Raw genomic sequence first — 24,756 nt, 5'->3', positions numbered from 1 at the left:
AAATATTCTACTATATTTAACCAATTAACGACTATAGAAATGAAAAAAATACTTTTAGGATTTGCGTTGGGCATAGGGACTTTATCATTTGCTCAGCAATACCCGAATAACGGCTGGGGAGATGACGGATACGGAAATAATGACGGATATTACAGTGATGATGATGACCAGAATTATTTCCCTGATGATTATTACTACAATTATCCTCAGGATTATTATCCAAGTGATTATTACCAGAGTTATTATAATGATTACAGAAACAGTATTATTAATATTAACTGGAATGTTTTCTTTGCCCAGAACAGGTTGAACCGCTGGCAAATTGACCAGATTATATACCTGAACAATTTATACTCCAGCTTTTCTTCCTGGAATAATTTCTACAGATACAATCCGGACAGGTGGTATTATGACAGATACTATGCTATGGAAAGAATTTTGGGACCAAGGCTATTTGTGGTTTTCCGGAACAATTACTATCACGGGTCAAGCCCGATCGTGTATTTCCAGAATTACAGAAGAACCTATTATGTTCCGAGATACAGGGTAATGCCGCGATACAGAAGTGTGAATATCAATATTTACAGAGTTGACAGATCTAAATTCCGTCGTCAGGATAATCCTACATTAAAAGTAGTTTCTGACAGAAATTATTCAGGATTCAGAAATGATAACCGTAATCAGGGAAATAATGGCGGATTTAGAAAGCAGGAAGATTTCCGGGGTAATTCTGATAATGGTGTAAGAAATGGTAATAACAGCGGCTTCAGAAAAGGAAATTCATGGAATAATGATAATAACAACCGTCCGAGAAATGAAGGTTTCAGAAACAATAAGAGCAAGGAAAGAAGAGATGATAATGGAATGAGAAACGGTGGTGGTTTCAGACAGCAAAAAAATGAAGGTTCTGCTCCGAAACAGCAGAATAACAACAGAAATGATAACCGGGGTTCTGGATTCAGACAAGGTTTTGCAAAGAATTAATATTTTCATATATTATATTTAAGTGGTGTGAAGGGCAGATTTTTATAATCTGTCCTTTTTTTATTTTGAATTTTTGATATTAAAATTTAACATTTTTTATGAATATTTATACTTAACTTCTGTTTTGTTTGATAATCAAAGATATGTACAATAATTAATTAAAGATTTAAAAAAAATGAAAAAATTAGTTTTAACAATCGCATTAGCCGGAATAGGAAGTTTTGCCATGGCACAACAAACAACTCCGCAGGACAAACAGGTAAGAAGAGCAGAAATGCAGCAAAAGATGGAGCAGAGAGAACAGGAGCATCTGGCAAAAATGCAGAAAGACCTGAACTTAGATCAAAATCAGGTAGCTCAGATCAAAGATCTTCATGCTAAAAGAAAAGCTGAAATGAAAGCCGAGTTTGACAAGAATAAAGGTGAAAGACAAGCTAAAATGGAGCAGATGAAGGCTAAGAGAGCTCAAATGGATGCTGATATGAAGAAAATCTTAAGTCCGGAACAATATGATAAATGGCAAGCCGACAGACAGGCAAAAATGGAGCAGAGAAAAGTGGCAATGAAGGAAAGAAAAATGATGAAAAAGCCTATGAGTACGGCTACTCCGGATGCGAAATAATAGTTTGTAATTTTGATTTTTTAATGTAAGAAGGGCGGATGTGTTTCCGTCCTTTTTGTATTAAATTTCATTAAATTTTTTGAATTCGGGGTTTAATTCCGTAATTTTGAATATAATCTTTTTATTATGGTAAGCGAGAAAATTGCAAAATTAATTAACGAACAAATAGCCCACGAACAATACGCCGCACAATATTATCTTTCAATGTCTGCATGGTTTTCAGGTAAGGATCTTGACGGAATTGCCAACTACTTCAGAGTTCAGAGCAAAGAAGAGCTGATGCATGCGGATAAGATGTTTGATTATTTAAATGATGTAGGTGGGGAAATCATCATAGGAGAAATTGCGAAACCACCTCACGAATTTGAAAATGCAACAGATATTTTTGAAAAAGCATTGGCACATGAGAAAACAGTAACAAAAAGTATTTTTAACATTGTCAAAAATGCTAATGATGAAGGGGATTTTGCAACAACTTCTTTTTTACAATGGTTTATCAATGAGCAGGTAGAAGAGGAGGCAAGTGCATCCCAGCTGGTTACTAAAATCAGAATGGTTTGTGATAACCCTTCAGCATTATATCTTTTTGACCAGGAACTGGCACAGAGGGTTTTTAATCCTAATGCAACAGCTTAAGAATAAGCAGGGATATTTTTATCTTTGTAAACAAAAACTCCGGACTATGTCCGGAGTTTTTGTTTTTTATTTCATCTCTTCTTCTTTTGAGGAAATAGTTTTCCATTTATTATTTTCTTTTGATTGAAAAACGGTTGTGCTTATCTTGCAACAACCCAGAGGATTTTTAATAGTTAAGGTTTTATCTTTTTTATTGATGACCTTTGGAAATGGTCCATGGTTTAAAGGAAAATCTTTATTTACATTAAAGTCACCCTTTTTACTTTGAAAATAATATGAATAGACAGGACCAGAATTACCCCCAATATCATATAATATTGCAAAATCTTCAAGATCGTCAAAGTTAAAATCTGCAATGATGAAATCATGATAGCTTTCTATGCCTTCATGAATAGAGGAATATGTAGAAAAATAATCTATCTGATTGATGATCAGAGAATCTTCAACTGCAGACCAAATACCTGGAGAATATAGAATATCCTGAAAATGTTTACTATTTTCCCGGACTTCAATTTTTAGTTTTAAAGGTCTGTTATCGTTGTCTTTTTCTACAAGAGAGACGGAAAATTGAAAAGTATTTTTATTTTTTATTTTATTTTCAATCTTTTTTTCATTAACAGAGTAGTTGCTTTTTAAGTTTTCAACGTCATTATTATATTTTTTTGAACAGCTCAGAAAAAATAAGGATAATATTATTACATATGTTTTCAAGTACTTATTCTCTTAGTTAAATTTATATTCTTTAAAATTTTCGAACTTAAAATCTCTTATATTAATGTTTCCAATTATTTAGGGTAAATTTCTCCTATAATAATTTTAATCATAACTCGGAAATTCCATTTTGTAAGCCAGTTTTACCTTATTATCAACCAATTCTAATGATATTATAATCTCTCCCATTGGATCTGATTTATTAATGATTAAGGAGTTCTCAGAATAATTATAAGTGACATTATTTTTGTCATCAATATAATTTTTGTCTTTCGGAAATTTTTCTTGTAGACCCTTTGCTCCATAAGGGAAGTTTTTTATAAAATATTTATAAGCATCTTCAAGATTGTTTGTATTTATAATTGATCTTACAATCCATGCGGTTCTGTTATTTCCTGGCAAACCGATAATCTCATTTACCTTTATATCTTGTTTTTGTAGTGAAGCTCTTTTATGATAATGAAAAAAATATCCTCTGTCATGAATAATGAGTTCATTCGAATCAACTCTATAAATTATTGTATTATCCAAAGGAATACATGATTCACTTTTTCCAATTGGTTTTGCGGATATAAGCTGTATACTATCAGTTTTTGGTTTATAGAAGGTGATGAAGGTACTTTCTTCATCAAATCGCTTTAATTTTGTAGGATATTTGTATTGATTAATTGGTTCTTTACAATCTCCGATAAAAATAGAATCATTTGTAAGTACGAAACTCGAAAATGCTGAGAATTCTTTGGCATAATCTTCTCCATAATCAGATGGGTATCTATTATCAATTTCATATTTGTAACAATCCCAAATTGTAGGTTGAAAATTTTTATATTTTTTTGAATTTATAGAATCAAAACTCTTAGATGTTTCATTTATATCTGATACTTCTGATTTTTTATCATTGGAACATGAAAGTATAATAAAAATTAATAAACTATAGAATTTAGTGTGTAGAATCATATATATTATTTTTAAACATATTTATTTCAGCTTTTCTTCTTTTTACCAGGCCTAATGTGCCATCGTTAGTAACGTCAGACATTTCATCTGCTCCTTGTTCATACATTTGATTATTAATGTTTTGTTTTATTTTCGTTTCTCCACCTTTTGCACCTCCAGTATTTAAAAATTCTGAACCTGTATTAAATAGCAAACTAACAAGTGCATCAAATTCTTGTTGATATAAATTAACTTTAATATCTCTTTTTACGGCATTTTCATATTTTTTTACTTTTGCATTAAAAAGCTCCAATGCTCTAGTCTCAGAAATTCCTTCTTGAAATTCCTTCCAGGTAATATCTGTTTTTTCAACTTCTGATTGTGTAAGATTTTTATAGCTTTTATAGGCTATAAGATATCCATAACCAACTGTAGCATAACCTTCGGAATCATCATATGGCATCTTATAATATTTCTCCCAATCCTTTATAAAATCTTTTCCTTTTTGACTCGTAGTTAACGTTGATGGAGTAACTCTGTTACCTTTTTCTCCAGATGTTCCATCTCCAAAAGTATTTCTATATCCTTCTTCTAATATTGCTAAAGAATCAACCAAATCTGCTCTTCTCATAAAAGGTTTTGTATCATTTGATAGAGGATTTTTTTGAACATCAAAATCGGTTCCTGTTGTAAAATGTTCAAAGTGCAGCATATATACTGTAACACCGCCTATTTTTAATCTTACTTCAGTATCTGTCTTCATTAATTTTCCAGTTTTTCCAATTTCTTTCTTTTGTGTAATCTTATCACCTTTTTTTACAGTTATACTTTTAGGGTCAAGTTCTCCATATCGAATTATAAAATCCCTACCATCTTTTAATTTATGTCTTATGGTTACTTGGTCTGTCCTGTCATAAAAAGATTTAATTTCTAAAACTTCTCCATCAGCAATTGCAACAACTGTTTCTAAAGGCTTGGTATATAGATCACGAGCTGCGTGTCTTCTGTTTCCTGATCTATTGGCATTAAATGTTGCCATGTTGTCTCTTTGTTTTGCTGCCCAATAATAATCTTTAACCCATTTATTTTTATCATCATTTTCAGGTTTTACAAGTAGAGGAAAAATGATTAATTTTTCTTTTTCTTGAGCCGTGCTTAAAGCCTCCCTTCCCACCTTCACAGCCCCTTTATTTTCAGCCATATTCGGAAGGGTAGCAGTAGCGTACAGAATAGCCATTTCAGAATGATCCAGATAAGCTGCTTTTTCTTTGGCATCTTTTCCTTCTCCTTCTGTAATTTTTACGACGGCGGATATTTTAAAATAGTTTTTGGGCTTTCCAAGTTTTGAAGGATCTACCTTTACAATCAACTCTCCTTTTTTATTGATCGTTCCGTCTGTTTTATAAAAGAATGTTTCCTTGGAGAATTTTTCCTTTACATCTTTCCAGTCTTTCCATTGTTTTGGCTTCCAGGCAACGTTAAAGTACATGTCAGATTTTGTTATGAAATGAACTTCCACTTTTTTATCTACCATATTAATGGCATATATTTTCAAATATAAAGCTTTATCTATGGGCGAATTGTAGAGTTTTTCAGTGTCTGCAATATCACAGAAATAAGCATCTACAATTTTAGGAACATTAGTCACTTTCAGATATTCACCTAAAAATTTCTCTCCATTTACAATTTTCAAGGCAGCATCTTTTGGAACCAGCTTAAAATGCAGTTTCCCGTCTTTTGTTAATCCTCTGGCTTCAATTTTAAGTTTTATACTGTTATCCAAAGTGAAGGGCCAGTAGACTCCACCGGTGTTTTCAGGCAGGGTTCCTGTTATATTGTGAACCAGATTGATGCTGTTACTATCATTGTCGTAAACCTGTAGTGTTACTTCTTCGCCCTGTATTCCTTCATATTTTACAAATGCACAGACTTCCTGTCCATATCCTGCTTCTTTTATGACGTTGCCGCTATTCCCGTCATTGTCGATCCATTTGGAAGTGTCCACTAAAATTTTCGGTTGAACAACTTTTATTTTTAATGGGTTTTGTGAAGACCTTCCACCCATCAGGCAGTCAATAGTATATTCTCCGGGAAGGAGGAATTTATAATTGAATTTTTCTCCGGTTCCGGTTCCGGAGGCAGGACCTGTTATCTTCCAGGTAATAGGACCATCTTTTGCGGCATCATACCCATTTAAAGCCGTTTTACTGATTTCAAAAGGAACTTCTGCACCTGTTCTTGCTTTTTTACCTGCTTTAATTTCTGTAACGATATTATATTTTACTTCAAAATGCCAGTCATCTTCTTCATTTTTGGCGCCTTTTCCAAATGCGTTGGCAACACTACTATAAGCTTCCACTATATATTTACCAGGATTCGTAAATTCTGTTCCCGGTAGAGTAATGCTTTTTCCATTTCCTTTAAATACCCCATTAAGATTCCATTTGATCTCCGAAGCTTCATCAGGGGTAACGTCGTAAGGATTGTTTGCTCCTATATTGTACTTCATCCTGGAAACACTGAAGGACATAGGGGTTCTGGGTCTTATCGCTTCTGCTCCATGACTGATTCCTAATACAGCGTTACCTTCTGATTCTCCGGACATCTTTTTTTCTATGACATTGCCGTTATCATCGGTGTATTTAGCGATAACTGTATATTTGGCTTTGGTATTTTTTGGTGTAAATGTGAATGTTTCACCGGTTTGAACCCCATCTGTTAAAACATTCCCCTCTCCATCTGTTAAAGTCATGGTTAATCTTGATTTTTCATCTTCAGTAAGATTTGCAATGAAAAATTTTGCTTTGAAAACCGATGGAACGCCACGTCTGAATTTTCTGTTTTTAGAAGGATCAATACGGGTTGAAAAATCACCTGATGTACATTCGATATCCAGGAGAGTATTTTCCACAACCTCAACATCTAAAGAACAGGAAGGATCGCATTTATCATATTTCCCTTTTTCAAAATCGGGGTCTTTCGGCTTACCATATCCTTCTATCCGAAACTTCCCAGTGTTGGCAAAGCTCTGTGAAAACTCAGTACCTATCTGCTCTCTCAGGAAAAGCCTGTTTTCCTTTTTTCCCTGATGGTCACTGTAAACCATCCATGAGGTAAGCTGCTTGTTTCCGCTTTTTAAATTGGCCTTAAAAGAAACTTCTTCATCTTTACGGAGATAGGTAATTTCCTTTTTATTTTTAGAATCTATTTCTTTAAAATTTTCCCTGTTTTCAATTCCGGTCATTGAAATGGAAATTACCACAGGATATTCTTCTTTTTTCTTAGGCTGTTCTATTGCCGGATTGACCATTGAAAGTTCCAATGGATTGGTATTGTCTGCGTGTGCATTGCTTACCGAATCAGTCTGCCCATGTTTATCAACTGTAATTTTACCACCCACCATACACTGTAATTCAGATATTTCTGTGAGGGTATTTTTGCCCATTACCTGAGTGCTCTCATAGGTTTTACTCCATTTATCAGCAGGGGCTAAGGCACAGGGAAGATAACCTCCTGTCGTAGGTTTCAGGGTACATTTCCCAAATGTGGCAACCGGAGGAATGAATGATTTATCTGCCTCTGTTGCTGCCAGTTTGGATTGATCATCATTCAGGACAATAATTTTGTGTGTTGTCACCTGAAGATCGGCTGTTTGTTTGGGATTTTCCGCTTTATCACAAACACATTTTGCATTGTGAACTACAAAATATTTTCCGTCATGTTCGCTTTTGGATGCCTTTTCCTCTTTCTTTTTGTCCTCCTCTTTTTTCTTTTCTTCACCTTGCTTTTGTTCTGCATTTTTTTGCTCTTCTGCAGGATCGGGTGGTGGGGTTTCACCATTCATCTCATAAATTTCTTCCTGAGTAGGAGTCATCAGCGTAAGTCCTGCATAGGGAATACCAGGAACCTGCTGTCCGGTTTGTTGGGTATGATATTCTTTGAGTTTCGTCCAGTCTTTTATACCCAGTTTCGTGGCTATATCCTGAAACGTTTCTCCGCTCTGAACTGTATATGGAACTGACATCGTATTATTTTGTTTGTAGTGTTATCTGGTGCTGGTAATAAAACTTATCTTCTACTTCTATACAGACATCGGTTTCAGCTGCTTCCATTCTTCCTGTTTTACCTGTATAGATTATATTGTGTTTAAGATCTGCATAGAGCGGAAGCTGTTCTTCATCAAAATTGACGTAATATTCATATTTGTGGACATATCTGATGATGTCATCCATTATTTCCTGGGCATTGTTTATTTTCGGTTCAAAAGACAATGTGTTTTTCTCCTTTTGGAACTTAGTTTCTCCTTTCCATTCGGATATTCCGATCGGAAGTACTTTCCAGGAAGTGTCATATTCTTTTTTATTGCTGAATTTTTGCATACTGATTTCCATCAGTTTCATAAAATGCAGTTGTTTTATGAATTGTATAAGGTTTTCATCAGTCCCAGTGGCATTAGAGAATTGTGTTCTGATATGATCGATTCCATTGCCACTGTATATGGAATGTATTGCCGAATCAGTTTCTTTAATCCGAGTCCGGATATCCTTTGTATTCTCTATAGACAGCCTGTAATTATTTATTTTACAGTAAATAGGAAACAGGGCATCCATGTAGCTGTTTGATACCTCAAGAAATTTGGTATCTATTTTTTGGTTATTTACTTTTAAATTGGTCCTGTTGATCGACACATCATAACTGTCACCATCCCCGGTTTCTATATAAATGGTATAAGAGAGTAGAGCCTCATACTGCTCTTTCCCGATTTTCACAGTGCATTTATCCTGTATAAAATAGGTTGAGGTGGGAAAATATATAGATTTTTGGGATGTCATCAGTTTAATCTTGTTTCTTAATCAGAGTATTTTTATTTGCATCGTAAGCATACTCATAGGTGTCATAATTTTTGTAAATTATAATTTTTTTCAAATTTTTATTCTTTTGAAGAATAGAGTTTTTGATGTGTTCAGCAATACTAAATATTGAATCATCTTTGATATTAGTATTTGGAGGCAGATCAATGGATAAAGAATATTCAAAAGGGACTTTATCATAGTTTTTTTCTTCAAGAGTATCTGTCCCCTTTTTTGTATAATTATGATAAAATCTTTTTAATTTACTGCCATATGTTTTTTCTAGGTCTTTGAAATATGATTGTTCTTGTAACGATAATTGGGGCTGCTGATTTGTTTGACTGGGTTGCATTAGCCAATAAAATGGATTAAAAATAAAACCCAAAATGATTATCAGTATAATGACAGATATAATTATTTTAGTTGATTTTTTCATGTTAATCGCGTCTTTGTCCATATGTTTCTGAGAAACTTGAGCCTAACTGTGGATATAAATCTATTCTTTTATTATGCAAGATATATTCATCTATCCTGTACCAGTCTTCATCAATGGAATTTGTTTGATATATGGATTCACCTTTGCTATTCAAGGCCGGAGTGGTAAAAGTATTCTTCAGTTTTTTCGCAAGACTGAAAGCTGAAGATCCTATTGTAATTCCATGGACAGTAGTAAAACTTCCGGTAGATATATATACTCCATATTTATTTACTCCTTTAACCATATTGTCCATGACTACAGGATCTATATAAAATATTTTTTTACCGGTTAACCAATCTTCTTTTAAATAGCCTGCTACAAGCTGATAAGCAGGATAATTACCTTCTACAGTGAACTCATCTCCTTCATCTGTTGATAACATTAATGATTCTCCTACTTGTATCCCTTGTTCTGTAAGATATTGGCAAATTCCGGCGGCATATGCCCCGCCCTCACTATGTGATATTAAAAATATTTTTTCTTTGCCTAATCCTTTTTTAATTTCATTAAAATTAGATTTGCAGTATTCATAACCTCTTGTTTTTCTTTGTCCACCACTTTCATCCCCTCCCCAAGAAGATGAACCGTCAATAAACATTGGTTCACCACTTTTGATACCAAAATAAGAATCAGCATTGTTTTTGTATCTTTTAACATCTCCTGTAAAAAATGTCCAGTATCCTTCGCCACCTGATCCCGGTGACATTCCTAGCTTATAGGCGATTTTATTCCAATGGCCATTAACAAAAACTATTTTAGGTTTTCCTTTTACCTGCAGATAATTGGATGAGGCCTCAGGATATTTTACCTCATCATTTTTATATTTACATTTAAAATAAAGCTCTACTTTATTATCTGCTTCATCCTTTAAGAGGTTTTCAAAATTATCTAAAGTGATGATTTTCATAATTTTATTATTGTTGACTTTATCTGTAATTACTGGTTGGCCATTTGTAGCATATACTAAACTTATTGCGTCATCTTTTTTGTCTTCAGAAGTATTAAGTAAATTATCATCATCAAATAAAATTAATGTAATATCTTCTCCATTAGGAATATTTTGCGTTTGTAAATGAAATTTTACCGTGTCACCAAACAGAGCTTCAGTAATAGGCATATCGTTATTATCTGTCCACCAGCCTCGCACAAAGTACTGGGAAACAGAGTTCCTCTTTATCGGATCTTTTGTATTATAGTCTACTCCCGGATTTTTTTCTGACATAAGTTTAGTTTTTTAAATACAGGCTGATATAAAATAATTCATTATTCCTTATTCCTTATTTCTTTTTCAGGATAATAGTATCGTATTTTACGGTCAGGTTTTTATTGCCTCCGCCAAATAAATTCTTATAATGGATGATCGTGTCTTTATATTCTTTTTTTGATATAGTCATTTTATAAATTACCGGTGGCGCTTCTCCGCCAACTGAAATCTTTTCAGAATACATCTTTTTCTTTATAAGAAAACGACCTTGCGCATCTGTCTTTGCCTTGCTGTCTTCATCAATATAAATATCTGCATTTTCAATTGGTTTAAGCGTCTTTGCTTCATATACAGTTCCTGAGATATCAGGAATTTTTATTCTGCCTGTACAAGAAGTTGCCATTAATATAACTGCTGAAAAAAAAATCGTTTTACTCATTTCTTGTTTATTTTAAGTTTAGAACACCACAGCAATCCCAATACATCTTTTTCTGATGCGATTGTACGATCATAGTCATAATAAGCATCACTATAATATTCCATAACATTTACTTCTTTGGGAGTAGGAGGAAGAGGGTTTGTATTGGGAGTCTGCAAAATCGGGTTAGAACTTCCTTCATGCCCGTAAGAATATTTATCTCCACCAAATTCTTTTACTATTTCATGTCCTATCTCATGGGCTGAGGTTAATTTAAAGTCTCTTTCCTCATTATTTTCTTTGGCATTATATACTACTCTTTGAGGGGCAAACTGTCCGAAAAAAGATAGTAGGCCGCTTACAGATCCGGGATTGCTGGACCGTAACCATTTTTCAGAACCATTATACACCAAAGAAACATCATCCATTGACTTCTCTTGGGTGTTGACTCCTTTCACTTCAACTTTATATTCTTTTCCGGAAATCGTTACAATATCTGTAGAAATCTTGGATCTGTTTTTCATTCTGCTCCAGTATAAATGAATTCCATCTAAAGACATGCTTTCCAGATCAGAGAATTTATAGATTGGGGGATTGGTTCCAATGACCCCACCGTCTTTTAAATTAACCCTGATAGTGACATCTGCCTTTTTATTGTTATCATCTATTTTCAAATCGATCCATTCTGTTTTACATTGGCCTGAGACGTTTACTGCAGAAGTACTGGTTCCATCTGTCACTTCAGCAGTCAGTTTATTATCCGTGAAAAGTGTACTGTCATATATTTTATCTTTGGAAAACCCATCCCATTCTATATCATGGATATCGCCGACTTTTAAGCTTTGAGCTATTTCTTCAGAATAAATTTCAGTGCCTTCATTTTTTATTTTGAAAGTTAGCTTGTCAAATGTTCCTTCTTTAATTATTATTTGAAATTTAATCTTATTGTTTTCCTGGTCTCCTCTAAAACAAGGTATGCCAAGAGGGACAAATGTATCTTTTCTGACTTTTATTTCCAGCAATTTACTTTCTGCAGGTGTATCTTTCTTCTCCGCATCTTTCCCAAATCCCTGCATTATTGCTCTTTTCTGGCTAGACAATTCTAGATTTTGTTTGAGCGCTTCAATAATCACTTCTTCAGAATACTCATGAGAGGTTTTACTGAGTGAAGTATAATTATTACTCACCTGAATATTGATGTTATTAGCTTTTTTTACAATGGCCATGTCAATACTTTTTAATGTGAATTTCCTTGCTCTCCGCTTTGAGATTTTACGGTTTTCTCGCTTTGTAAAATCATGTTTTCTTTCGTGCTTACTACTGTCACTTTTTCAGCATATGAATCGCTTTTCTTGGATTGGATATTTCTTTCATTCTCAGAAATTTCCGTTCTCATATCGGAAGATTCATGGATATTACCTGTTGCGGTCTGAAGGAGGTCTCTTCCCGCGGTATCCACCATATTGACTCCGGCATTGGAAACGATATTGACGTTTGCCGTTGAGAAAATATTGCTGCCGGCAATGGAAGTAATATCATTTCCTGCTGACATTCTTATGTTATTCCCTGCGGTGAAGGTCATATCTTTTGGAGCATTGACGATAATGCTGCCTTTTCCATCCATAAAATAGGTATTGCCACTTGGATCTTCTATATAAATACTTCCTTCAGCATCATTGAAAATTACTTTATTGCCGCTTCGGGTTTGTATAGATTTTATATGATTGTTGACCCCACCTCCTAAAGCTACATTTCCGTGGAACATTCCACCCATAGCAAAGGGGAAGTCGGGATGGTGGTATTCGAAACCTACCATTACCTGGTCGCCTACTTCCGGAACGGCAACAAATCCTCTGTTCTGAGTGATCATATCGGTACCTCCTGCGTCAGGGCTCATCATTCGGATAAAATGGGTAGTGTCATTCAGTTGCCAGTCAAATTGTACCTGTATCCGGCCCTGATTCAATGGGTCGGTATTGGAGATCACGGTGGCAATCTGTGGCTCTGCATTAGGTGTTACAAATTCAGGTTTAGGAATAAAGCCTGTTCCTTCTGCAATAGCTTCAAACGATCCGGTATAAACTCCTCTTGTATTTACTTCATGAGAAACTTCTGTAATCATAAGTTTGGTGAAATAAGAGGTCTGATTGGTATTCGGCTTTCTCATTTCCATATCGGCAATACAGCCGGGATGAAGGAAAGGAACTGATGTAGATCCTGAAACGGTAAAAACTTCTACGGCAGCGCTCCCGGCAGCACTTTTTTGAGAATCATCCACATTTAAAGACATATTGGCATTAATAGGGGACGGCGTTAACGAACGGGTTTTATATATATCGTCATTAAGATTGTAAGCTTTTGCGGCGAGTTGCCCCAAATGTTTGATGCTTGCAGAAGTGCTTAGCAGTTTTGTATGGTTGCTGCTGTTATATCCGAAAAATTCAGGTTTTATATGCTGTGCTTTGAGTGCTACACATACATCGCTTACGTTGCTGCCATAAACAAGGCGTATCGGCTGTTCCTTTGGAGGTAATTTTCCGAAATAAAGAGTTTCACCATCATAATAAAACTGCTCGCCATAAGTTTCGGCTAACCTTGCCAGGTAATTATAATGAGTTTCCTTGTATTGGGCACTGTAATTAATATAGCTTTGATTCTGGGCATCTATTTTATAATCAAACTTACCTGCGTTTAAGGTCTCTTTGATTACCCTGTCGGCAATAATGGAGGTGTTCACAGGTTGTTCTCCACCAAAACTCTGGGTATGGGGGGCCGAATCCATCAGAATAGTAGGGCTTTGTCCTTTCAGAACAATATTACCCAGGCTCATTTTTTCCTGACTGAAAGCTACCTGTGTGATAAGGCCTACGAAAGTTCTTTCCGGGCTTTCATTTTCTGCATCCTTATATTTAAAAACTACTGTTAAGCGTTTTCCCAGAAACTGTTGGGCCTGCTCCAGATCATGACTTTGTATTTCTCCCAAAGAATCATGAGCCAATGTAAGTTCAAAATTATGGTGTGTTCTTATGCTTTGCAGTAATCGGAAATGCTTGAAATGTTTAATGATTTTGCCTTCAATCACAATATCAAGTTTCACCACACGCTGAACCCCTGCAATATGATTCTCTGCAATTTTATCTGCATTGGTTGTTCTATTTTTCATATTTATGTTTTTGGTGGTTATATCACTAAAATTAGAAATGTTTTCGATCTGTCGGAGATGAAAATTGTTAAATTTGAAAAACTGTAGTAGAATTACTACTTTTATAGATCAATAAAATAAGTATAAAATTTTAATAAAATATCTTATACAGGAGTTAAATTATTTATAACAGAAGAATAAGTTGATTTAATTTTTTGTATTTGCTTAAAGAGATAAAAAGATCATCCCTTGGGATGATCTTTTATAATTTTGTTAGGATGCAAAAATTAAGCGTTATTGCTACCTCCTCCAGGCCAGATACCAGCATAAGAAGCTAAACCGTAATCGATCATTTCAGCACTTACTACGAAGCTGATCAGCATGCTGTTTTCATCAACTGCGTCGAAGTCTACCTGATGCTGAATTACATATCCGTTTTCCCATTTAAGAGTAATCAATGTACCTTCTTCGTGAGATTTGTTGAATGTAATTTCACCTGTTGTAGGCTTGTACTTTCCATTGAGTAAGCTTTCCAGAATATCAGATTTTTCTGTAGCTTCCACTGTAATTTTGATTAGTGCATTTGACGGGTCTGATGCTACTCTACCGGATACGTCTGTTGATCTTGATACACTGTAGTTAAGCTTTAATAATTTCTGACCTTCGCCACCGTTGAATTTTAAAATTCCTCTTGAATTTGCTGCCATAATTTGTAAATTTTAATCGTTAATATTTTTATAATTGAGTGATTGTACAGCAAATGTATACCTCTTTACGGTGATATAAAAATTTTTAGATATAAGTTTTACTTTTTGTAGTGTTTCTACGATTTCATGTAGTAATTCTACGATTTAGTGTCGTAGTTTTACGACATCATTTATTTTTGAGATTAGTGCAAAGGCATTGTATAAAGGGATCTTTTTTTAAATTATAAATAAATAAGCTGGGTTTTGATCACCTTTCTGCCAAGGCTTTCAAGAACATCTTTATAATTTTCTATTTGCCTGTCATTTTTTTCTGTTACTTCACCGGTTTTAAAATCTACAATAATATACTCATCGTTATTTTTCAAAATACGGTCGGGCCTGTAGATTCTGCTTTCTCCTCTTTCAGAAATCATAATATCCTTTTCATTGATTACTTCCCATTTCTCATCAAAGAACTCGGAATAAGTAGTAATGATCTGTTGCAGGGTTTCCTGAATTTCATTCTTTTCCTCCAATGTGATCTGACCTTCCAGAACATAGGTTTCAAGTACTTTTTTAATGTCTTTTTCAGAATTGATCCTGGATAGCAGCTCGTGAACGAAAATCCCCGTTCTTACTTTTTCATTCCGGACCTGATAGTTTTTGGACGGTGTCGCAATTTTGATCGAAGTACGCTTCTCATCAATATTTTTCAGGGTTTTAATATCCTTTGTTTTGAATGTCGATGTTTTATCCTTCGAATGTTTTCTCAACATCTGGGGATTCACCTCATATAAATCAAATTCATCTGCATTTTCAGTATTTTTTGATTGGAGGAATTCCAGAAGCTCAAGGTTATTTGAAGTTTTATTCTGCTTTTGAATATAGAAGAACAATTGCTCAACAGGCCTCGTTGTGGCAACATATTGAAGGCATAACCTGTCGATAAGGTTTTTATAAGAATTTTGTTTATTAAACTTTTCGATTTCTGCATCATACACTTCCAGGTTTTTACTGAACTGATTAATGTTAACAGATTTCAAAGCCTCATTATCAGAAGTTTCAAACCAATTCGTAAACTCACTGTCGCGGTTTTTATTCATCATCGGGATAAAAACGACCGGGAACTCCAGCCCTTTCGCTTTGTGAATCGTCATAATCTGTATAGCATCAATATTTTCGGATGCCTGAATGGTATAAGCAGATGCCTCTTCGTCCCAGTATTTCAGAAATTCTTTCGTGCTTGCCCCGGCATTCTGGGTAAAATTGAAAAGCATTTCAAGAAAGTTTAAAAGGAAATCGGTTTCTTTATTTCCAACCGAAAATTCATTGATATAATATTCTACAAAATTATATAAATTAAATCTTGGAAAATGGTCCTGTTTAAGCTGTAAAGCATAGGTTTGCCGGATAAACTGTAAAATTTCTTCATGAGATTCAATATCCAGAATAGTCTTCATTTCCAATGTAAAATCGGTCATATTAATTCTTCCCAATTTATTCAGGTGATACATCATCATGATTAAATTAGGTTTATTTTTAGGATTGGTTTCCCATTTTAAGAATTCAATGACAGCCTGCAAAGTATGGGATAATTCCAGGGTTAATCCCTTATCGGAAATAGTTTTAATACCGGTTTCCCCGCCCTGATAATTCACTTTCAGGTTTCCCAGCTTCTGAGAATAACTGAAAATGTCAAAATTCCCCCGGCACAAAATGGTGATATCAGAAAATTTGAACCCGTTATCCAGGCAATCCTGAATATCTTTTCGCATCCGCTCGGAACTGTCATTATAAAAATCCTCATTAGTAAGGTTTTCAATGAGATTCACTTTCACACGCCCTTCAATGGCAGACTTGGGATTCTGTTCCGCATCAGTACCGAAAATATTCTGATGCTCTTCCTGAAGCTCGCGGGAATGATAATGATACAGTTCATTGTTAAAATGTACAATATTCGTTGCACTTCGCCAGTTATCTTTTAAAATGAGAAGTTCAGCTTCTTTAGGTGAAATTTCATTTTTATTGATGATATCCAGCATGATTTTACTTTCGCCACCCCGGAACCTGTAAATACTTTGTTTTGGGTCACCCACCAGGGTGAAGGAAGTTCCATCTGTGGAAATGCTATGATCCCGCAACGGAATAAAATTCTGCCACTGGAGCTCGGAAGTATCCTGAAATTCATCAAAAAAATAATGCTGGAACTGGGAGCCGACTTTCTCATAGATAAAAGCAGACGGCTCATTTCTGAGGTTTTCGTTGATAAGAATATTGAATTTTGAAAGCAGAACCAGATCATTCTCTTCCTCAATTTTCTTTAATTCATCCTGGATATCCTTATTTACTTTTAATGGAAGAAGGGCTGATAAAATTTTCTCTTTTTTCTGGGTTTCAATGTATAAAAGGATAAGCTTCATCCTGTTGTCCAGAAGCTGATCGAGAATTTCAAAAATATCCGGTTCTTTGTTTTTTGATTTTGCTGAAGCCCCTTTTCTGTAATTATTAACTACAGCTTCTTCCTGGGTCGTTGGGAAAGGAAAACCGGGTCTTTTCTGTTGGTAGAAATCTAAAACTTTTGTAAAAAATCCTCCGATCCCGTTTTTCCCCTGGGCAAAATCTTCAATCTCAATATTTCTGGATCTGAATAGTTCGATAGACTGTGTTGCCAGCTCCAGAGACTGCTTCTTATTAAAGACAATTTCTTTACGGATTGTATTTTTTATATCCTCATAATTGGCATCATCAAAACTTTTATTGCTTTTCAGATGTTCATAATGAATGTCTTTTACAAATTCTTTAGCCGAATCATAAAGACTTTTGTTGAGGTTGATCCGCTCATTGTTTTCAAGGCTGTAATCTACATAATCCATGAAAGAGTTGGAAATGTTTTCATTTTCCCCGATCTGATCAAGCATTTTATCTACCGCTTCAATCAGGAAAGGCTCTGCCTCAATCTCCAGATTGAAATTCTTAGCCAGTCCGAGTTCATAAGAAAAGCTTCTTACCAGACGTGAATTAAAACGGTCAATGGTTCCGATATTTAATGTGGAATAATTGTGAAGAATATAATCCAGTAATTTTTTTGAACGGATATGCAGTTCATCGATCGTAATTTTTATTCCTTCTTCTTCAAATGCTTTCTGAATGTTTTTCAGATCGGTATTTCCGGCAAAATCGTCAGCTGAAAAATTTCCGAGCCAGGATAAAATTCTCTCCTTCATTTCATTGGCAGCCTTATTCGTGAAAGTTAAAGCCAGGATATTTCTGATCACATGCTGCTGATAAGGATAACGTAGACAGATCATCAAAAGCTTCTGAACAAGGGCATAGGTTTTTCCTGAGCCTGCGGAAGCATTGATCACTGTGTAAGAATTTTGCATTTTTAAAGGTGAATTGAGAATGCAAGTTAACTAAATTTTAAGTGAAATTTTAACAAATTCAATTCGCTATTTAACAATTCCGGAAATGGAATTTCTAAAAAAAATCCTAAAACGCGTTAACTGTGGTTAAACTTATGCTATAAATTAAAAATAACTTTAGCTTTGCCTTATAAAAAACTATACGTGAAATTTAAACTACTCTTTCTTTTATCTTTTCTCTTTTTTGTTCAGATCAATGCCCAGGATTATCTCTTTGGGAAAATAACGACTGAAGAAAATATCGAAATGCCGGACGTTATCGTTGTCAATATAAGAACTGATGAACGTGTTTCTACCAATACCAACGGGCATTTTATGATTGCAGGAAGGGTGAATGATGAACTTCGTTTTATAAAATCCGGCTACGAAAGGACGATCCGGAAAATCACCAAAGACAATTTAGGATCACCCATCAATGTTACTTTGATACGCCAGACTGCTCTAATTCCTGAAGTGGAAGTTACCAGAGGGCTTACTGGAGATTTAAAAATAGATTCCAAAAACCTGAACCGGCCTAAAAAAGTTGAAAAGCTGGTGAAAGATATAGACCGTTACATTGCCCAAAAATCTGACCCGAGGATCCTGGCAGCAAGAGCCGGCGAATTTGTACAGCCGAAAGGGCAGGGATTTTCAGTAGGAAAAGTCAAGAATAAATGGGATGATGTAGACCTGATGAATTATCTGGCTTCCAGTCTGGGAGATCAGTATTTTACAGATTTAAAAATAGAGAAGGGCCAGATTCAGCATTTTATTTATTATGTCCTGAGAGCAGGTTTTGAAAGAAAAAATATTCTGAAATATGGATATTGCAGTGATTCAGACCTGATGAGGTTCCAGAGAGCGGTTTTAGCCAGGATATCCTCTTATCGAGCTCCACAGACTCAAAGATAGCAGAAGATGAAAAGTCAAATAACCAGAAGTTTATATATTCTCCCTTGGTTTGTTGCCGCCGATCTGTTTGCACAAAATACCATCTCCGGAAAAATTGTTGATGAGAATGATATAAGCATCAATGATGTATTGGTTGTTAACATTTCTAATAATAAAAGTATCCATAGTAATCTTTCGGGGCAGTTTGTGATCGAGGCTGAAGAAAATGATGAGATAAGATTTGTAAAGGAAGGATATTACCGTTCTGATAAAAAAATAAGCAGAGATTATTTAAATTCACCACTTTATGTCCATCTTTTAAAAGCAGAAACATTGATTCCGGAGGTTAAAATTTCATATAAACCTACCGGGAATTTAGAAAGAAACAGTAAATACTATGGTGAAGGAAAAAGACTGGCAGAGCTGGAATCTTCAATGGAAGAATATATGCGAAGCCCTTTAAAAGAGCCCTTACCTAAAAATACAATTTCCCAGACGTTTACAGGACATAATTTTTCTGCAGGACAAATTGATTTGGTCAGAACTTTTCTTGCAGGCGTTGGACTCATAAAAAAAGCTGTAAAGCCTAAAATAACCAAACCTGATTATAATGAAACTATAAATTTTATAAGCAGGATTAAGCTGGAAATCAATTTAGATTTTATGACAGAGCTTGGAATGGATGAAGAGCAGATTGATCAATTTCTGGTGTATGCCAATGATACGCGGGAGCTGGCAAAAAAATACAGGAAAAATTTTAAGAACCATGTCATTGAATCGGAGTTGAAAATAGCATTCAAAGAATACCGTAAAACCAACACCATTGGAAATTAAAAATGAGAGCCTCCTTTTTCTTTGTACTTTTATTCTTATGTGAATTTGCTTTTTCACAACAGACGGTTACAGGAAAAATTACCGATGATAACAATATCGGCCTTGGTGGTGTGACCATTCTCAATGTTACCACAGATACCAAAGCTTACAGCAATTCTTCCGGGGAATTTTCTATTCAGGCATTCAATAATAATGAACTGAGATTTGTACAGACAGGCTATGAAAGGGTTTCGGGAAAAGTACTTTCAGGCGGAGCAAACCCTTATTTGTTTGTGGTCATGGTTAAAATTCCAGAATTGATTGAAGAGGTACAAGTTCAAAAGAAACCGAGTGGTGATCTGGAGAAAGATTCCAGAGCAGTAGCAAAAACTGATAAGGGAGAAATTGTTGAGCAGGCGGTAGGACTTCCTCAACCGGTCGGAAAAATGAGGGAAACACCTGCTGAGGTGAAACAGGTATTACTTCCTATACTTTTAGGGCAATTGAATGTACAGGGAGCTTATGATCTGATCAGTGGAAAAGCAAGAAGACAGAAACGTCAGTATAAATATGATGACCTGCAGGAACATATTGCATGGATCCGGAACAGAGTAGATGATGAATATTTTACAAAAGCGGGAATCCCTGCTGAAAGAATTTCAGAATTTATAGAATTTTCATTTGTCGAAAAGCCACAAACCCGTACTTATGTGAAAGCAAAAAATCTTTCAGGAGCATTGTTGGGACTGGAAGAAACGATGCCTGTTTTTCTGGAAAGGTTGAAAACAGCTAAACCTTAATTTTGTTAAAGGAATCTTAAAATTTCGGAATGGAAATTGATGCAATATTTTCACTGCAAACCAAGTTTTAAAAATATAACCATCAAAATCACAAAATTTTATGAACAAAAATATGATTGCCATTGCCATCGGGGCACTCGGATTTGTTATTGGCCTCGGGCTTCTCGGAAACGCGATTAAAAACAGAAATAAATCTGAAAATACAATTTCGGTAACAGGCCTTGGAACGAAACAATTTACATCTGATCTGATCACCTGGTCGGGGAGTTTTTCAAAAAACAATTTTGATCTGAAATCTGCTTACGATGAGTTGGCAACAGACCGGAAAATGATCAATGATTATCTGATTTCAAAAGGTATTAAACAAAATGAGATTGTTTTTTCATCAGTAGATATTCAAAAGCAATTCAGAAGTTTTAATGATTCCAATGGAAACTACGTTCAGGGTGAGTTTTCAGGATATAACCTGACTCAGAAAGTCTCTATTGAAAGTAAGGAAGTGGCTAAAATTGAAAACCTTTCCAGAAATATTACAGAAATCATTAACCGGGGAGTGGAATTCACTTCATCTTCACCTAATTATTTTTATACCAAACTGTCAAGTGTAAAACAGGAGATGATTGCAAGTGCAACAAAAGATGCAAAGGAGCGGGCTGAAAAAATTGCTGAAAATGCCGGAAGCCATTTAGGAAATCTAAAAAAAGCTTCGACAGGAGTTATTCAGATTACAGCACCGAATTCCAATGAGGACTATTCTTATGGTGGGACTTTCAATACTTCATCCAAGGAGAAGGAGGCAAGTATTACCATTAAACTGGAATATGAAGTGGATTAGTATTAATCCCCCGCATGATACAATATTTGTCATCTTAAATTAGGAATATTGATTTTTAGTCTGGCAGGTTTTTCGGATTAAGCAGATTGAAATAAACACAAGCATCTGTGTAAATCTTTGTTATCTGTGTGCAATAAAAACGCCGGAAATTTTCCGGCATTTTATATTTTAGTGATAAACAATATCATAAATTTCATCTTTAACATCCTGTAGATTTTCAGGGGTATAATTGGATAAAAGCCAAAGATCAAGGGGCTTTTTACCTTCACCATAGCTTGGCTGCACATACATTTCATCAATTAACGAAAACCCGTTTTTCTGGTAGAAGGAATACCGTCTTTTGGCATCATCACCCAAGTGGTCAGGTTCAATTTCCAGGATAATTCTCGGATAATTTTGAAATAAATATCCGGTAATATGTGACCCCAGTTTCTGGCTTCTGTATTCGGCAAAAACCTCGAAATGCTCTACAAAAGTGTAATTGCTCAGCTCCCAGATAATCAGATAACCGATTGTTTTTGATTCATACAGCACAGAAATTACTTTTACATCCGGATGGGTAAATAAGCTGATAAATTTATTCCAATCCCTTCTTTCCTCCGGTGGGAAAGTGCTTGAGTAGGAATTGTAGATTTCCTGTACCCTGTAATCTTCAGATGATGTGATGGCTAGAAATTCCATATTATAAATCAAAAACGCTTGGCCTTCTTGTGATGAAAATATCTTTGATCCACAAGGTAAAGGCTAAACCGAGATAAATTAAAAAGAAAAATCCTGCCGTAGCAAACGTAGAGTAGATAAAGAAAACTCTCAGTTTAGATACGGGAATACCCAGCTTGGCACCCATTCTCGTAAGAACACCAAACCATTCTCTTTCCATTTTATGACGGATATTATCAAGCATTTGAAGAATTTTTAAAAATTTTAAATCCAATACTGCAATTTAAGCATTTTTTTTCTTCACAAAAGGTTTTATGATGATAAATAAGGCTTTGTGTTTGCAGTGAATTTTTACTTTTCAAACCTATTTTTTTCCAGGATTCGACTACTGAATTTTTTTCCGGGGAAATGTTTTTATAAAATTCTAATATTTCATCGGCAATTTCCACATGATGATATTTGTGATAAGTATATTTCATCGGAAGAATTGTGTTAAGAATAATAAGTTCAACAAAGTCATTGCTTAACGTTTTAGGCTGATTAACCATTGATATTTTACCGAAATTAAAATGATCATTCCAATAGTCTGAAGCCTTGATATTCTGAAAAACACTCAGTAATTCATTTAAGCTTTTAGCCAGGATGATCCTTGAAAAAAGATTTTGATGAGAATATAGATCAGCTAATTGTGACAGGCGTATCGTTGGGAAATTGGGTGGTCTGAGTCTTAAAAATTTAGGATGAATAGTTAAATCGGGGATTTTGTATTTAGCTTTTACAAAATCGAATTCTCTTTTCCATATCCTCATTTGATCATCAATAGGATTTTCCAGCCAACCTGAAATTCCAAATAACAGGGCTTCGAATTGAGTTGTATTCTGCCGGATTTTATTGATAACAGAAAAATCAATGGATTCTGTAATCTGTTTAAAAATAAATGCATTTACTTTGAGTCCGAAAGAATAAGCCAGGTTGTGGAACAAAACGGACTCAAAATTATTTTTATAATGCTCCAGGCTTTTTTCAAGTTCCTGAGATTTAGCATCCAGCTTTTTTAAGATGTTCTGTTCATGAAAATTGACCGGAATGTGGTCTTTACTGAAAATACTTTCACACGGAATAAATTGATTTTCATTGACGAGCTTTTTATATTTCCAGAGAATGTCTAAATCAATATAATCTTTCAGTTCAAGAGTAGGGATATTTTTATTTTTAAATTCTTCAATTTCCAGATCGTTTTGAAAAACAACATGAAGAATGACATTCCGGTAGTTGGGGTCTTTGGAATGATGATGGAAAATCCAGTCGGAAGATTTGATATGAAGCTCGATATTTCCTGCTAAAACTACGTCTTTGACTTTAATTTTTGCCTGCAGAAAATCCGGACCGGAATCTGTGTTCCACTTGCCGAAATCTATTATTTCAACGGAATTTCCTTCAATATCCTTGAAGTCAAAATTTTTGAAAACCTTAAAGTTCCAAAGATATTGAAGCAGTTTTTCCGTCATGAGTGTCTGGCAAATATAACAGATGTGTTATACCTTAGACAACTCCTTTTTGAAATTTTCTACGGTTGTTTTGTACATTTCTTCATATATAGGAAGAATGTTTTTCAAATCGAATTTTATGGACTGATCTTTCGCATTTACTTTCATTTTGGTTAAAAGTTTCTCCGTTGCTCAATAGCCAACAAAACTATAGAATAAACTCTGTCTTTTTTTCTAAATTTATATTTAGGTTTGGATAAATATAATAAGCATAATCAGAAAAACTTTTGCTAGTTTATATAACAAAATTACTGTAAAACTACAGTGGTTTACTTTTTTTTAAGACACAAGCGAGACGCTCGCGCCCAATGTCATTAAGTTAAGCAATTGTTATAACACATCTTTTTGATTTTTATTTACCTTATAAAGTATTTATATTTGTCTATTATTAATAAAATACAGAGGTTTAATACCTTAAAAGATATAAACAGTGGATTCTTCCGGTAAAAAATTAAGAGAGCACAGGGGTAAAAACCTTTCTCAAAGGGATTTAGCTGAACTTTTAAATACTTCCTATTCTGTAATCGGGAAGTATGGAGGTGATGAGATAATTCCCTCTATTGAAGTTACTAAAAATATCGCTAAGATTTTAGGAACTACAGTCGGCTATCTTTTGGGAAACACAGAACAGGTAAATATCTTTAAAGATCCTACCAAGTTCAATCGCTTCAATGACCTCGAAAAGCTTGATCCCGAAAATAAAAAACATCTGCTTTCCGCAGTGGATGGATTTATTCAGTCTCTTAAAATTAAAAATATCGCAGCATTATGAAAAAGTATGTTTTAATCTTAATTTCTTTTCTTTTTATAGGCTGTAGTTATGATAAAATTTATGAAAACAGAGAGTCTGATAAACAAGATGCCCAAAAGGTTATTAATAAATTTTATTTTTTAGTACAAGAAAATAATAAAAAAGAAGTTTTTAAATTATTTAGTAATCGTTTTTTTCAAGAAGTTGGAAAAGAAAGATTTGAACAAATTCTAAATAAAACAGATAATGACTTTGGAAAAATACAGGACTATGAACTTACAAATAGCTGGACGCAAATAATAAAAGGATCAAATCCTATCTCCAAATATGAACTTGGTAGTGTCTCACTAACTGTGTAAGTTAAAAAGTTATTCTGGAAAATTTTGAGCCC

At 34.6% G+C, this 24,756-nt stretch carries 23 protein-coding genes; 9 read left to right on the top strand and 14 right to left on the bottom strand.

Annotation, left to right across the window (positions count from 1 at the left end; all coding sequences use genetic code 11):
- Positions 1 to 39 precede the first annotated feature (39 nt).
- The 3 genes from PMI13_RS20440 (at position 40) to PMI13_RS00140 (ending at position 2,242) form a co-directional block, all read left to right on the top strand.
- Entirely contained in the window at positions 40 to 984 is a 945-nt protein-coding gene (locus PMI13_RS20440; protein WP_007839371.1) for a hypothetical protein, read from the top strand.
- A gap of 175 nt (positions 985 to 1,159) precedes the next feature.
- Entirely contained in the window at positions 1,160 to 1,606 is a 447-nt protein-coding gene (locus tag PMI13_RS00145) for a hypothetical protein (protein ID WP_007839369.1), read from the top strand.
- A 126-nt stretch (positions 1,607 to 1,732) separates the two neighbouring features.
- A complete protein-coding gene (locus PMI13_RS00140; protein ID WP_007839368.1) occupies positions 1,733 to 2,242 on the top strand; it encodes a ferritin in 510 nt (169 codons plus the stop codon).
- 66 nt (positions 2,243 to 2,308) lie between these two features.
- On the opposite strand, the gene PMI13_RS00135 is transcribed toward PMI13_RS00140, so the two are convergent.
- From PMI13_RS00135 to PMI13_RS00085, 11 genes are all read right to left on the bottom strand, one after another.
- Positions 2,309 to 2,953: an XAC2610-related protein gene (locus PMI13_RS00135; protein ID WP_007839367.1), complete on the bottom strand. Its 645-nt coding sequence runs from the start codon at positions 2,951 to 2,953 to the stop codon at positions 2,309 to 2,311.
- 105 nt (positions 2,954 to 3,058) lie between these two features.
- Complete coding sequence (locus tag PMI13_RS00130) at positions 3,059 to 3,910, bottom strand: hypothetical protein (RefSeq protein WP_007839366.1); 852 nt, start codon at positions 3,908 to 3,910, stop codon at positions 3,059 to 3,061.
- Positions 3,894 to 7,913 (bottom strand): glycoside hydrolase family protein, encoded by a 4,020-nt coding sequence (locus tag PMI13_RS20435; RefSeq protein ID WP_007839365.1) that lies wholly within the window; start codon positions 7,911 to 7,913, stop codon positions 3,894 to 3,896. Before PMI13_RS20435 ends, PMI13_RS00130 begins: the two co-directional genes overlap by 17 nt.
- A 4-nt stretch (positions 7,914 to 7,917) precedes the next feature.
- Positions 7,918 to 8,721, bottom strand: coding sequence for a hypothetical protein (locus tag PMI13_RS00120; protein ID WP_007839364.1), 804 nt, complete (start codon positions 8,719 to 8,721; stop codon positions 7,918 to 7,920).
- Between the two features lie 4 nt (positions 8,722 to 8,725).
- Complete coding sequence (locus tag PMI13_RS00115; protein WP_034669448.1) at positions 8,726 to 9,196, bottom strand: hypothetical protein; 471 nt, start codon at positions 9,194 to 9,196, stop codon at positions 8,726 to 8,728.
- The gene (locus PMI13_RS20430) at positions 9,177 to 10,439 is read right to left on the bottom strand and encodes a hypothetical protein (protein ID WP_007839361.1); all 1,263 of its coding nucleotides are present in this window, start codon (positions 10,437 to 10,439) and stop codon (positions 9,177 to 9,179) included. Before PMI13_RS20430 ends, PMI13_RS00115 begins: the two co-directional genes overlap by 20 nt.
- Before the next feature lie 55 nt (positions 10,440 to 10,494).
- Positions 10,495 to 10,860, bottom strand: coding sequence for a peptidase associated/transthyretin-like domain-containing protein (locus PMI13_RS00105; protein WP_007839360.1), 366 nt, complete (start codon positions 10,858 to 10,860; stop codon positions 10,495 to 10,497).
- Entirely contained in the window at positions 10,857 to 12,065 is a 1,209-nt protein-coding gene (locus PMI13_RS00100; RefSeq protein ID WP_007839359.1) for a hypothetical protein, read from the bottom strand. Before PMI13_RS00100 ends, PMI13_RS00105 begins: the two co-directional genes overlap by 4 nt.
- Positions 12,066 to 12,076: 11 nt before the next feature.
- Positions 12,077 to 14,002 carry a type VI secretion system Vgr family protein gene (locus PMI13_RS00095; RefSeq protein WP_007839358.1) on the bottom strand — a complete coding sequence of 642 codons (1,926 nt, stop codon included), beginning with the start codon at positions 14,000 to 14,002 and terminating at the stop codon, positions 12,077 to 12,079.
- Positions 14,003 to 14,268: 266 nt separating this feature from the next.
- On the bottom strand, positions 14,269 to 14,688 hold the full coding sequence (tssD, locus tag PMI13_RS00090) for a type VI secretion system tube protein TssD (RefSeq protein ID WP_007839357.1): 420 nt from the start codon (positions 14,686 to 14,688) through the stop codon (positions 14,269 to 14,271).
- A 221-nt stretch (positions 14,689 to 14,909) separates the two neighbouring features.
- Positions 14,910 to 18,050, bottom strand: a complete 3,141-nt coding sequence (locus PMI13_RS00085; protein ID WP_007839355.1) for a UvrD-helicase domain-containing protein — start codon at positions 18,048 to 18,050, stop codon at positions 14,910 to 14,912.
- A gap of 183 nt (positions 18,051 to 18,233) precedes the next feature.
- Between PMI13_RS00085 and PMI13_RS00080 the strand changes: the two genes are divergently transcribed.
- The 4 genes from PMI13_RS00080 (at position 18,234) to PMI13_RS00065 (ending at position 21,407) form a co-directional block, all read left to right on the top strand.
- Entirely contained in the window at positions 18,234 to 18,980 is a 747-nt protein-coding gene (locus tag PMI13_RS00080; protein ID WP_007839354.1) for a hypothetical protein, read from the top strand.
- Between the two features lie 6 nt (positions 18,981 to 18,986).
- Complete coding sequence (locus tag PMI13_RS00075) at positions 18,987 to 19,793, top strand: hypothetical protein (protein ID WP_007839353.1); 807 nt, start codon at positions 18,987 to 18,989, stop codon at positions 19,791 to 19,793.
- Between the two features lie 2 nt (positions 19,794 to 19,795).
- Complete coding sequence (locus tag PMI13_RS00070) at positions 19,796 to 20,572, top strand: peptidase associated/transthyretin-like domain-containing protein (RefSeq protein WP_007839350.1); 777 nt, start codon at positions 19,796 to 19,798, stop codon at positions 20,570 to 20,572.
- Between the two features lie 100 nt (positions 20,573 to 20,672).
- Positions 20,673 to 21,407, top strand: coding sequence for an SIMPL domain-containing protein (locus PMI13_RS00065; RefSeq protein ID WP_007839348.1), 735 nt, complete (start codon positions 20,673 to 20,675; stop codon positions 21,405 to 21,407).
- A gap of 168 nt (positions 21,408 to 21,575) precedes the next feature.
- On the opposite strand, the gene PMI13_RS00060 is transcribed toward PMI13_RS00065, so the two are convergent.
- The 3 genes from PMI13_RS00060 to PMI13_RS00050 are packed head-to-tail and all read right to left on the bottom strand — an operon-like array spanning position 21,576 to position 23,575.
- Positions 21,576 to 22,088 (bottom strand): GNAT family N-acetyltransferase, encoded by a 513-nt coding sequence (locus PMI13_RS00060; protein WP_007839347.1) that lies wholly within the window; start codon positions 22,086 to 22,088, stop codon positions 21,576 to 21,578.
- 1 nt (position 22,089) lies between these two features.
- On the bottom strand, positions 22,090 to 22,311 hold the full coding sequence (locus tag PMI13_RS00055; protein ID WP_007839346.1) for a PspC family transcriptional regulator: 222 nt from the start codon (positions 22,309 to 22,311) through the stop codon (positions 22,090 to 22,092).
- Positions 22,304 to 23,575: a DUF2851 family protein gene (locus tag PMI13_RS00050; protein WP_007839345.1), complete on the bottom strand. Its 1,272-nt coding sequence runs from the start codon at positions 23,573 to 23,575 to the stop codon at positions 22,304 to 22,306. Before PMI13_RS00050 ends, PMI13_RS00055 begins: the two co-directional genes overlap by 8 nt.
- A 469-nt stretch (positions 23,576 to 24,044) precedes the next feature.
- Here PMI13_RS00050 and PMI13_RS00045 point away from each other — a divergent pair, with 469 nt between their 5' ends.
- Together PMI13_RS00045 and PMI13_RS00040 are read left to right on the top strand one after the other, a co-directional pair.
- Entirely contained in the window at positions 24,045 to 24,386 is a 342-nt protein-coding gene (locus tag PMI13_RS00045; protein WP_007839344.1) for a helix-turn-helix domain-containing protein, read from the top strand.
- Positions 24,383 to 24,724 (top strand): hypothetical protein, encoded by a 342-nt coding sequence (locus tag PMI13_RS00040; protein ID WP_007839343.1) that lies wholly within the window; start codon positions 24,383 to 24,385, stop codon positions 24,722 to 24,724. The genes PMI13_RS00045 and PMI13_RS00040 overlap by 4 nt, the downstream gene beginning before the upstream one ends.
- Positions 24,725 to 24,756 lie beyond the last annotated feature (32 nt).

This window comes from Chryseobacterium populi (assembly GCF_000282115.1).
In the GTDB taxonomy this organism is placed as follows: domain Bacteria; phylum Bacteroidota; class Bacteroidia; order Flavobacteriales; family Weeksellaceae; genus Chryseobacterium; species Chryseobacterium populi.
This window is presented reverse-complemented; position numbering and strand designations above follow the sequence as displayed.

Bases quoted from the DNA above. Each gene is read 5' to 3' on its own strand.
- PMI13_RS00040 (WP_007839343.1), top strand. From the start codon at position 24,383: ATGAAAAAGTATGTTTTAATCTTAATTTCTTTTCTTTTTATAGGCTGT.
- PMI13_RS20440 (WP_007839371.1), top strand. From the start codon at position 40: ATGAAAAAAATACTTTTAGGATTTGCGTTGGGCATAGGGACTTTATCA.
- PMI13_RS00075 (WP_007839353.1), top strand. From the start codon at position 18,987: ATGAAAAGTCAAATAACCAGAAGTTTATATATTCTCCCTTGGTTTGTT.
- PMI13_RS20430 (WP_007839361.1), bottom strand. From the start codon at position 10,439: ATGTCAGAAAAAAATCCGGGAGTAGACTATAATACAAAAGATCCGATA.
- PMI13_RS00055 (WP_007839346.1), bottom strand. From the start codon at position 22,311: ATGCTTGATAATATCCGTCATAAAATGGAAAGAGAATGGTTTGGTGTT.
- PMI13_RS00095 (WP_007839358.1), bottom strand. From the start codon at position 14,002: ATGAAAAATAGAACAACCAATGCAGATAAAATTGCAGAGAATCATATT.
- PMI13_RS00085 (WP_007839355.1), bottom strand. From the start codon at position 18,050: ATGCAAAATTCTTACACAGTGATCAATGCTTCCGCAGGCTCAGGAAAA.
- PMI13_RS00105 (WP_007839360.1), bottom strand. From the start codon at position 10,860: ATGAGTAAAACGATTTTTTTTTCAGCAGTTATATTAATGGCAACTTCT.
- PMI13_RS00060 (WP_007839347.1), bottom strand. From the start codon at position 22,088: ATGGAATTTCTAGCCATCACATCATCTGAAGATTACAGGGTACAGGAA.
- PMI13_RS00050 (WP_007839345.1), bottom strand. From the start codon at position 23,575: ATGACGGAAAAACTGCTTCAATATCTTTGGAACTTTAAGGTTTTCAAA.
- PMI13_RS00065 (WP_007839348.1), top strand. From the start codon at position 20,673: ATGAACAAAAATATGATTGCCATTGCCATCGGGGCACTCGGATTTGTT.
- PMI13_RS00115 (WP_034669448.1), bottom strand. From the start codon at position 9,196: ATGGACAAAGACGCGATTAACATGAAAAAATCAACTAAAATAATTATA.
- PMI13_RS00120 (WP_007839364.1), bottom strand. From the start codon at position 8,721: ATGACATCCCAAAAATCTATATATTTTCCCACCTCAACCTATTTTATA.
- tssD (WP_007839357.1), bottom strand. From the start codon at position 14,688: ATGGCAGCAAATTCAAGAGGAATTTTAAAATTCAACGGTGGCGAAGGT.
- PMI13_RS00100 (WP_007839359.1), bottom strand. From the start codon at position 12,065: ATGGCCATTGTAAAAAAAGCTAATAACATCAATATTCAGGTGAGTAAT.
- PMI13_RS00145 (WP_007839369.1), top strand. From the start codon at position 1,160: ATGAAAAAATTAGTTTTAACAATCGCATTAGCCGGAATAGGAAGTTTT.
- PMI13_RS00070 (WP_007839350.1), top strand. From the start codon at position 19,796: ATGAGAGCCTCCTTTTTCTTTGTACTTTTATTCTTATGTGAATTTGCT.
- PMI13_RS00130 (WP_007839366.1), bottom strand. From the start codon at position 3,910: ATGATTCTACACACTAAATTCTATAGTTTATTAATTTTTATTATACTT.
- PMI13_RS00140 (WP_007839368.1), top strand. From the start codon at position 1,733: ATGGTAAGCGAGAAAATTGCAAAATTAATTAACGAACAAATAGCCCAC.
- PMI13_RS20435 (WP_007839365.1), bottom strand. From the start codon at position 7,913: ATGTCAGTTCCATATACAGTTCAGAGCGGAGAAACGTTTCAGGATATA.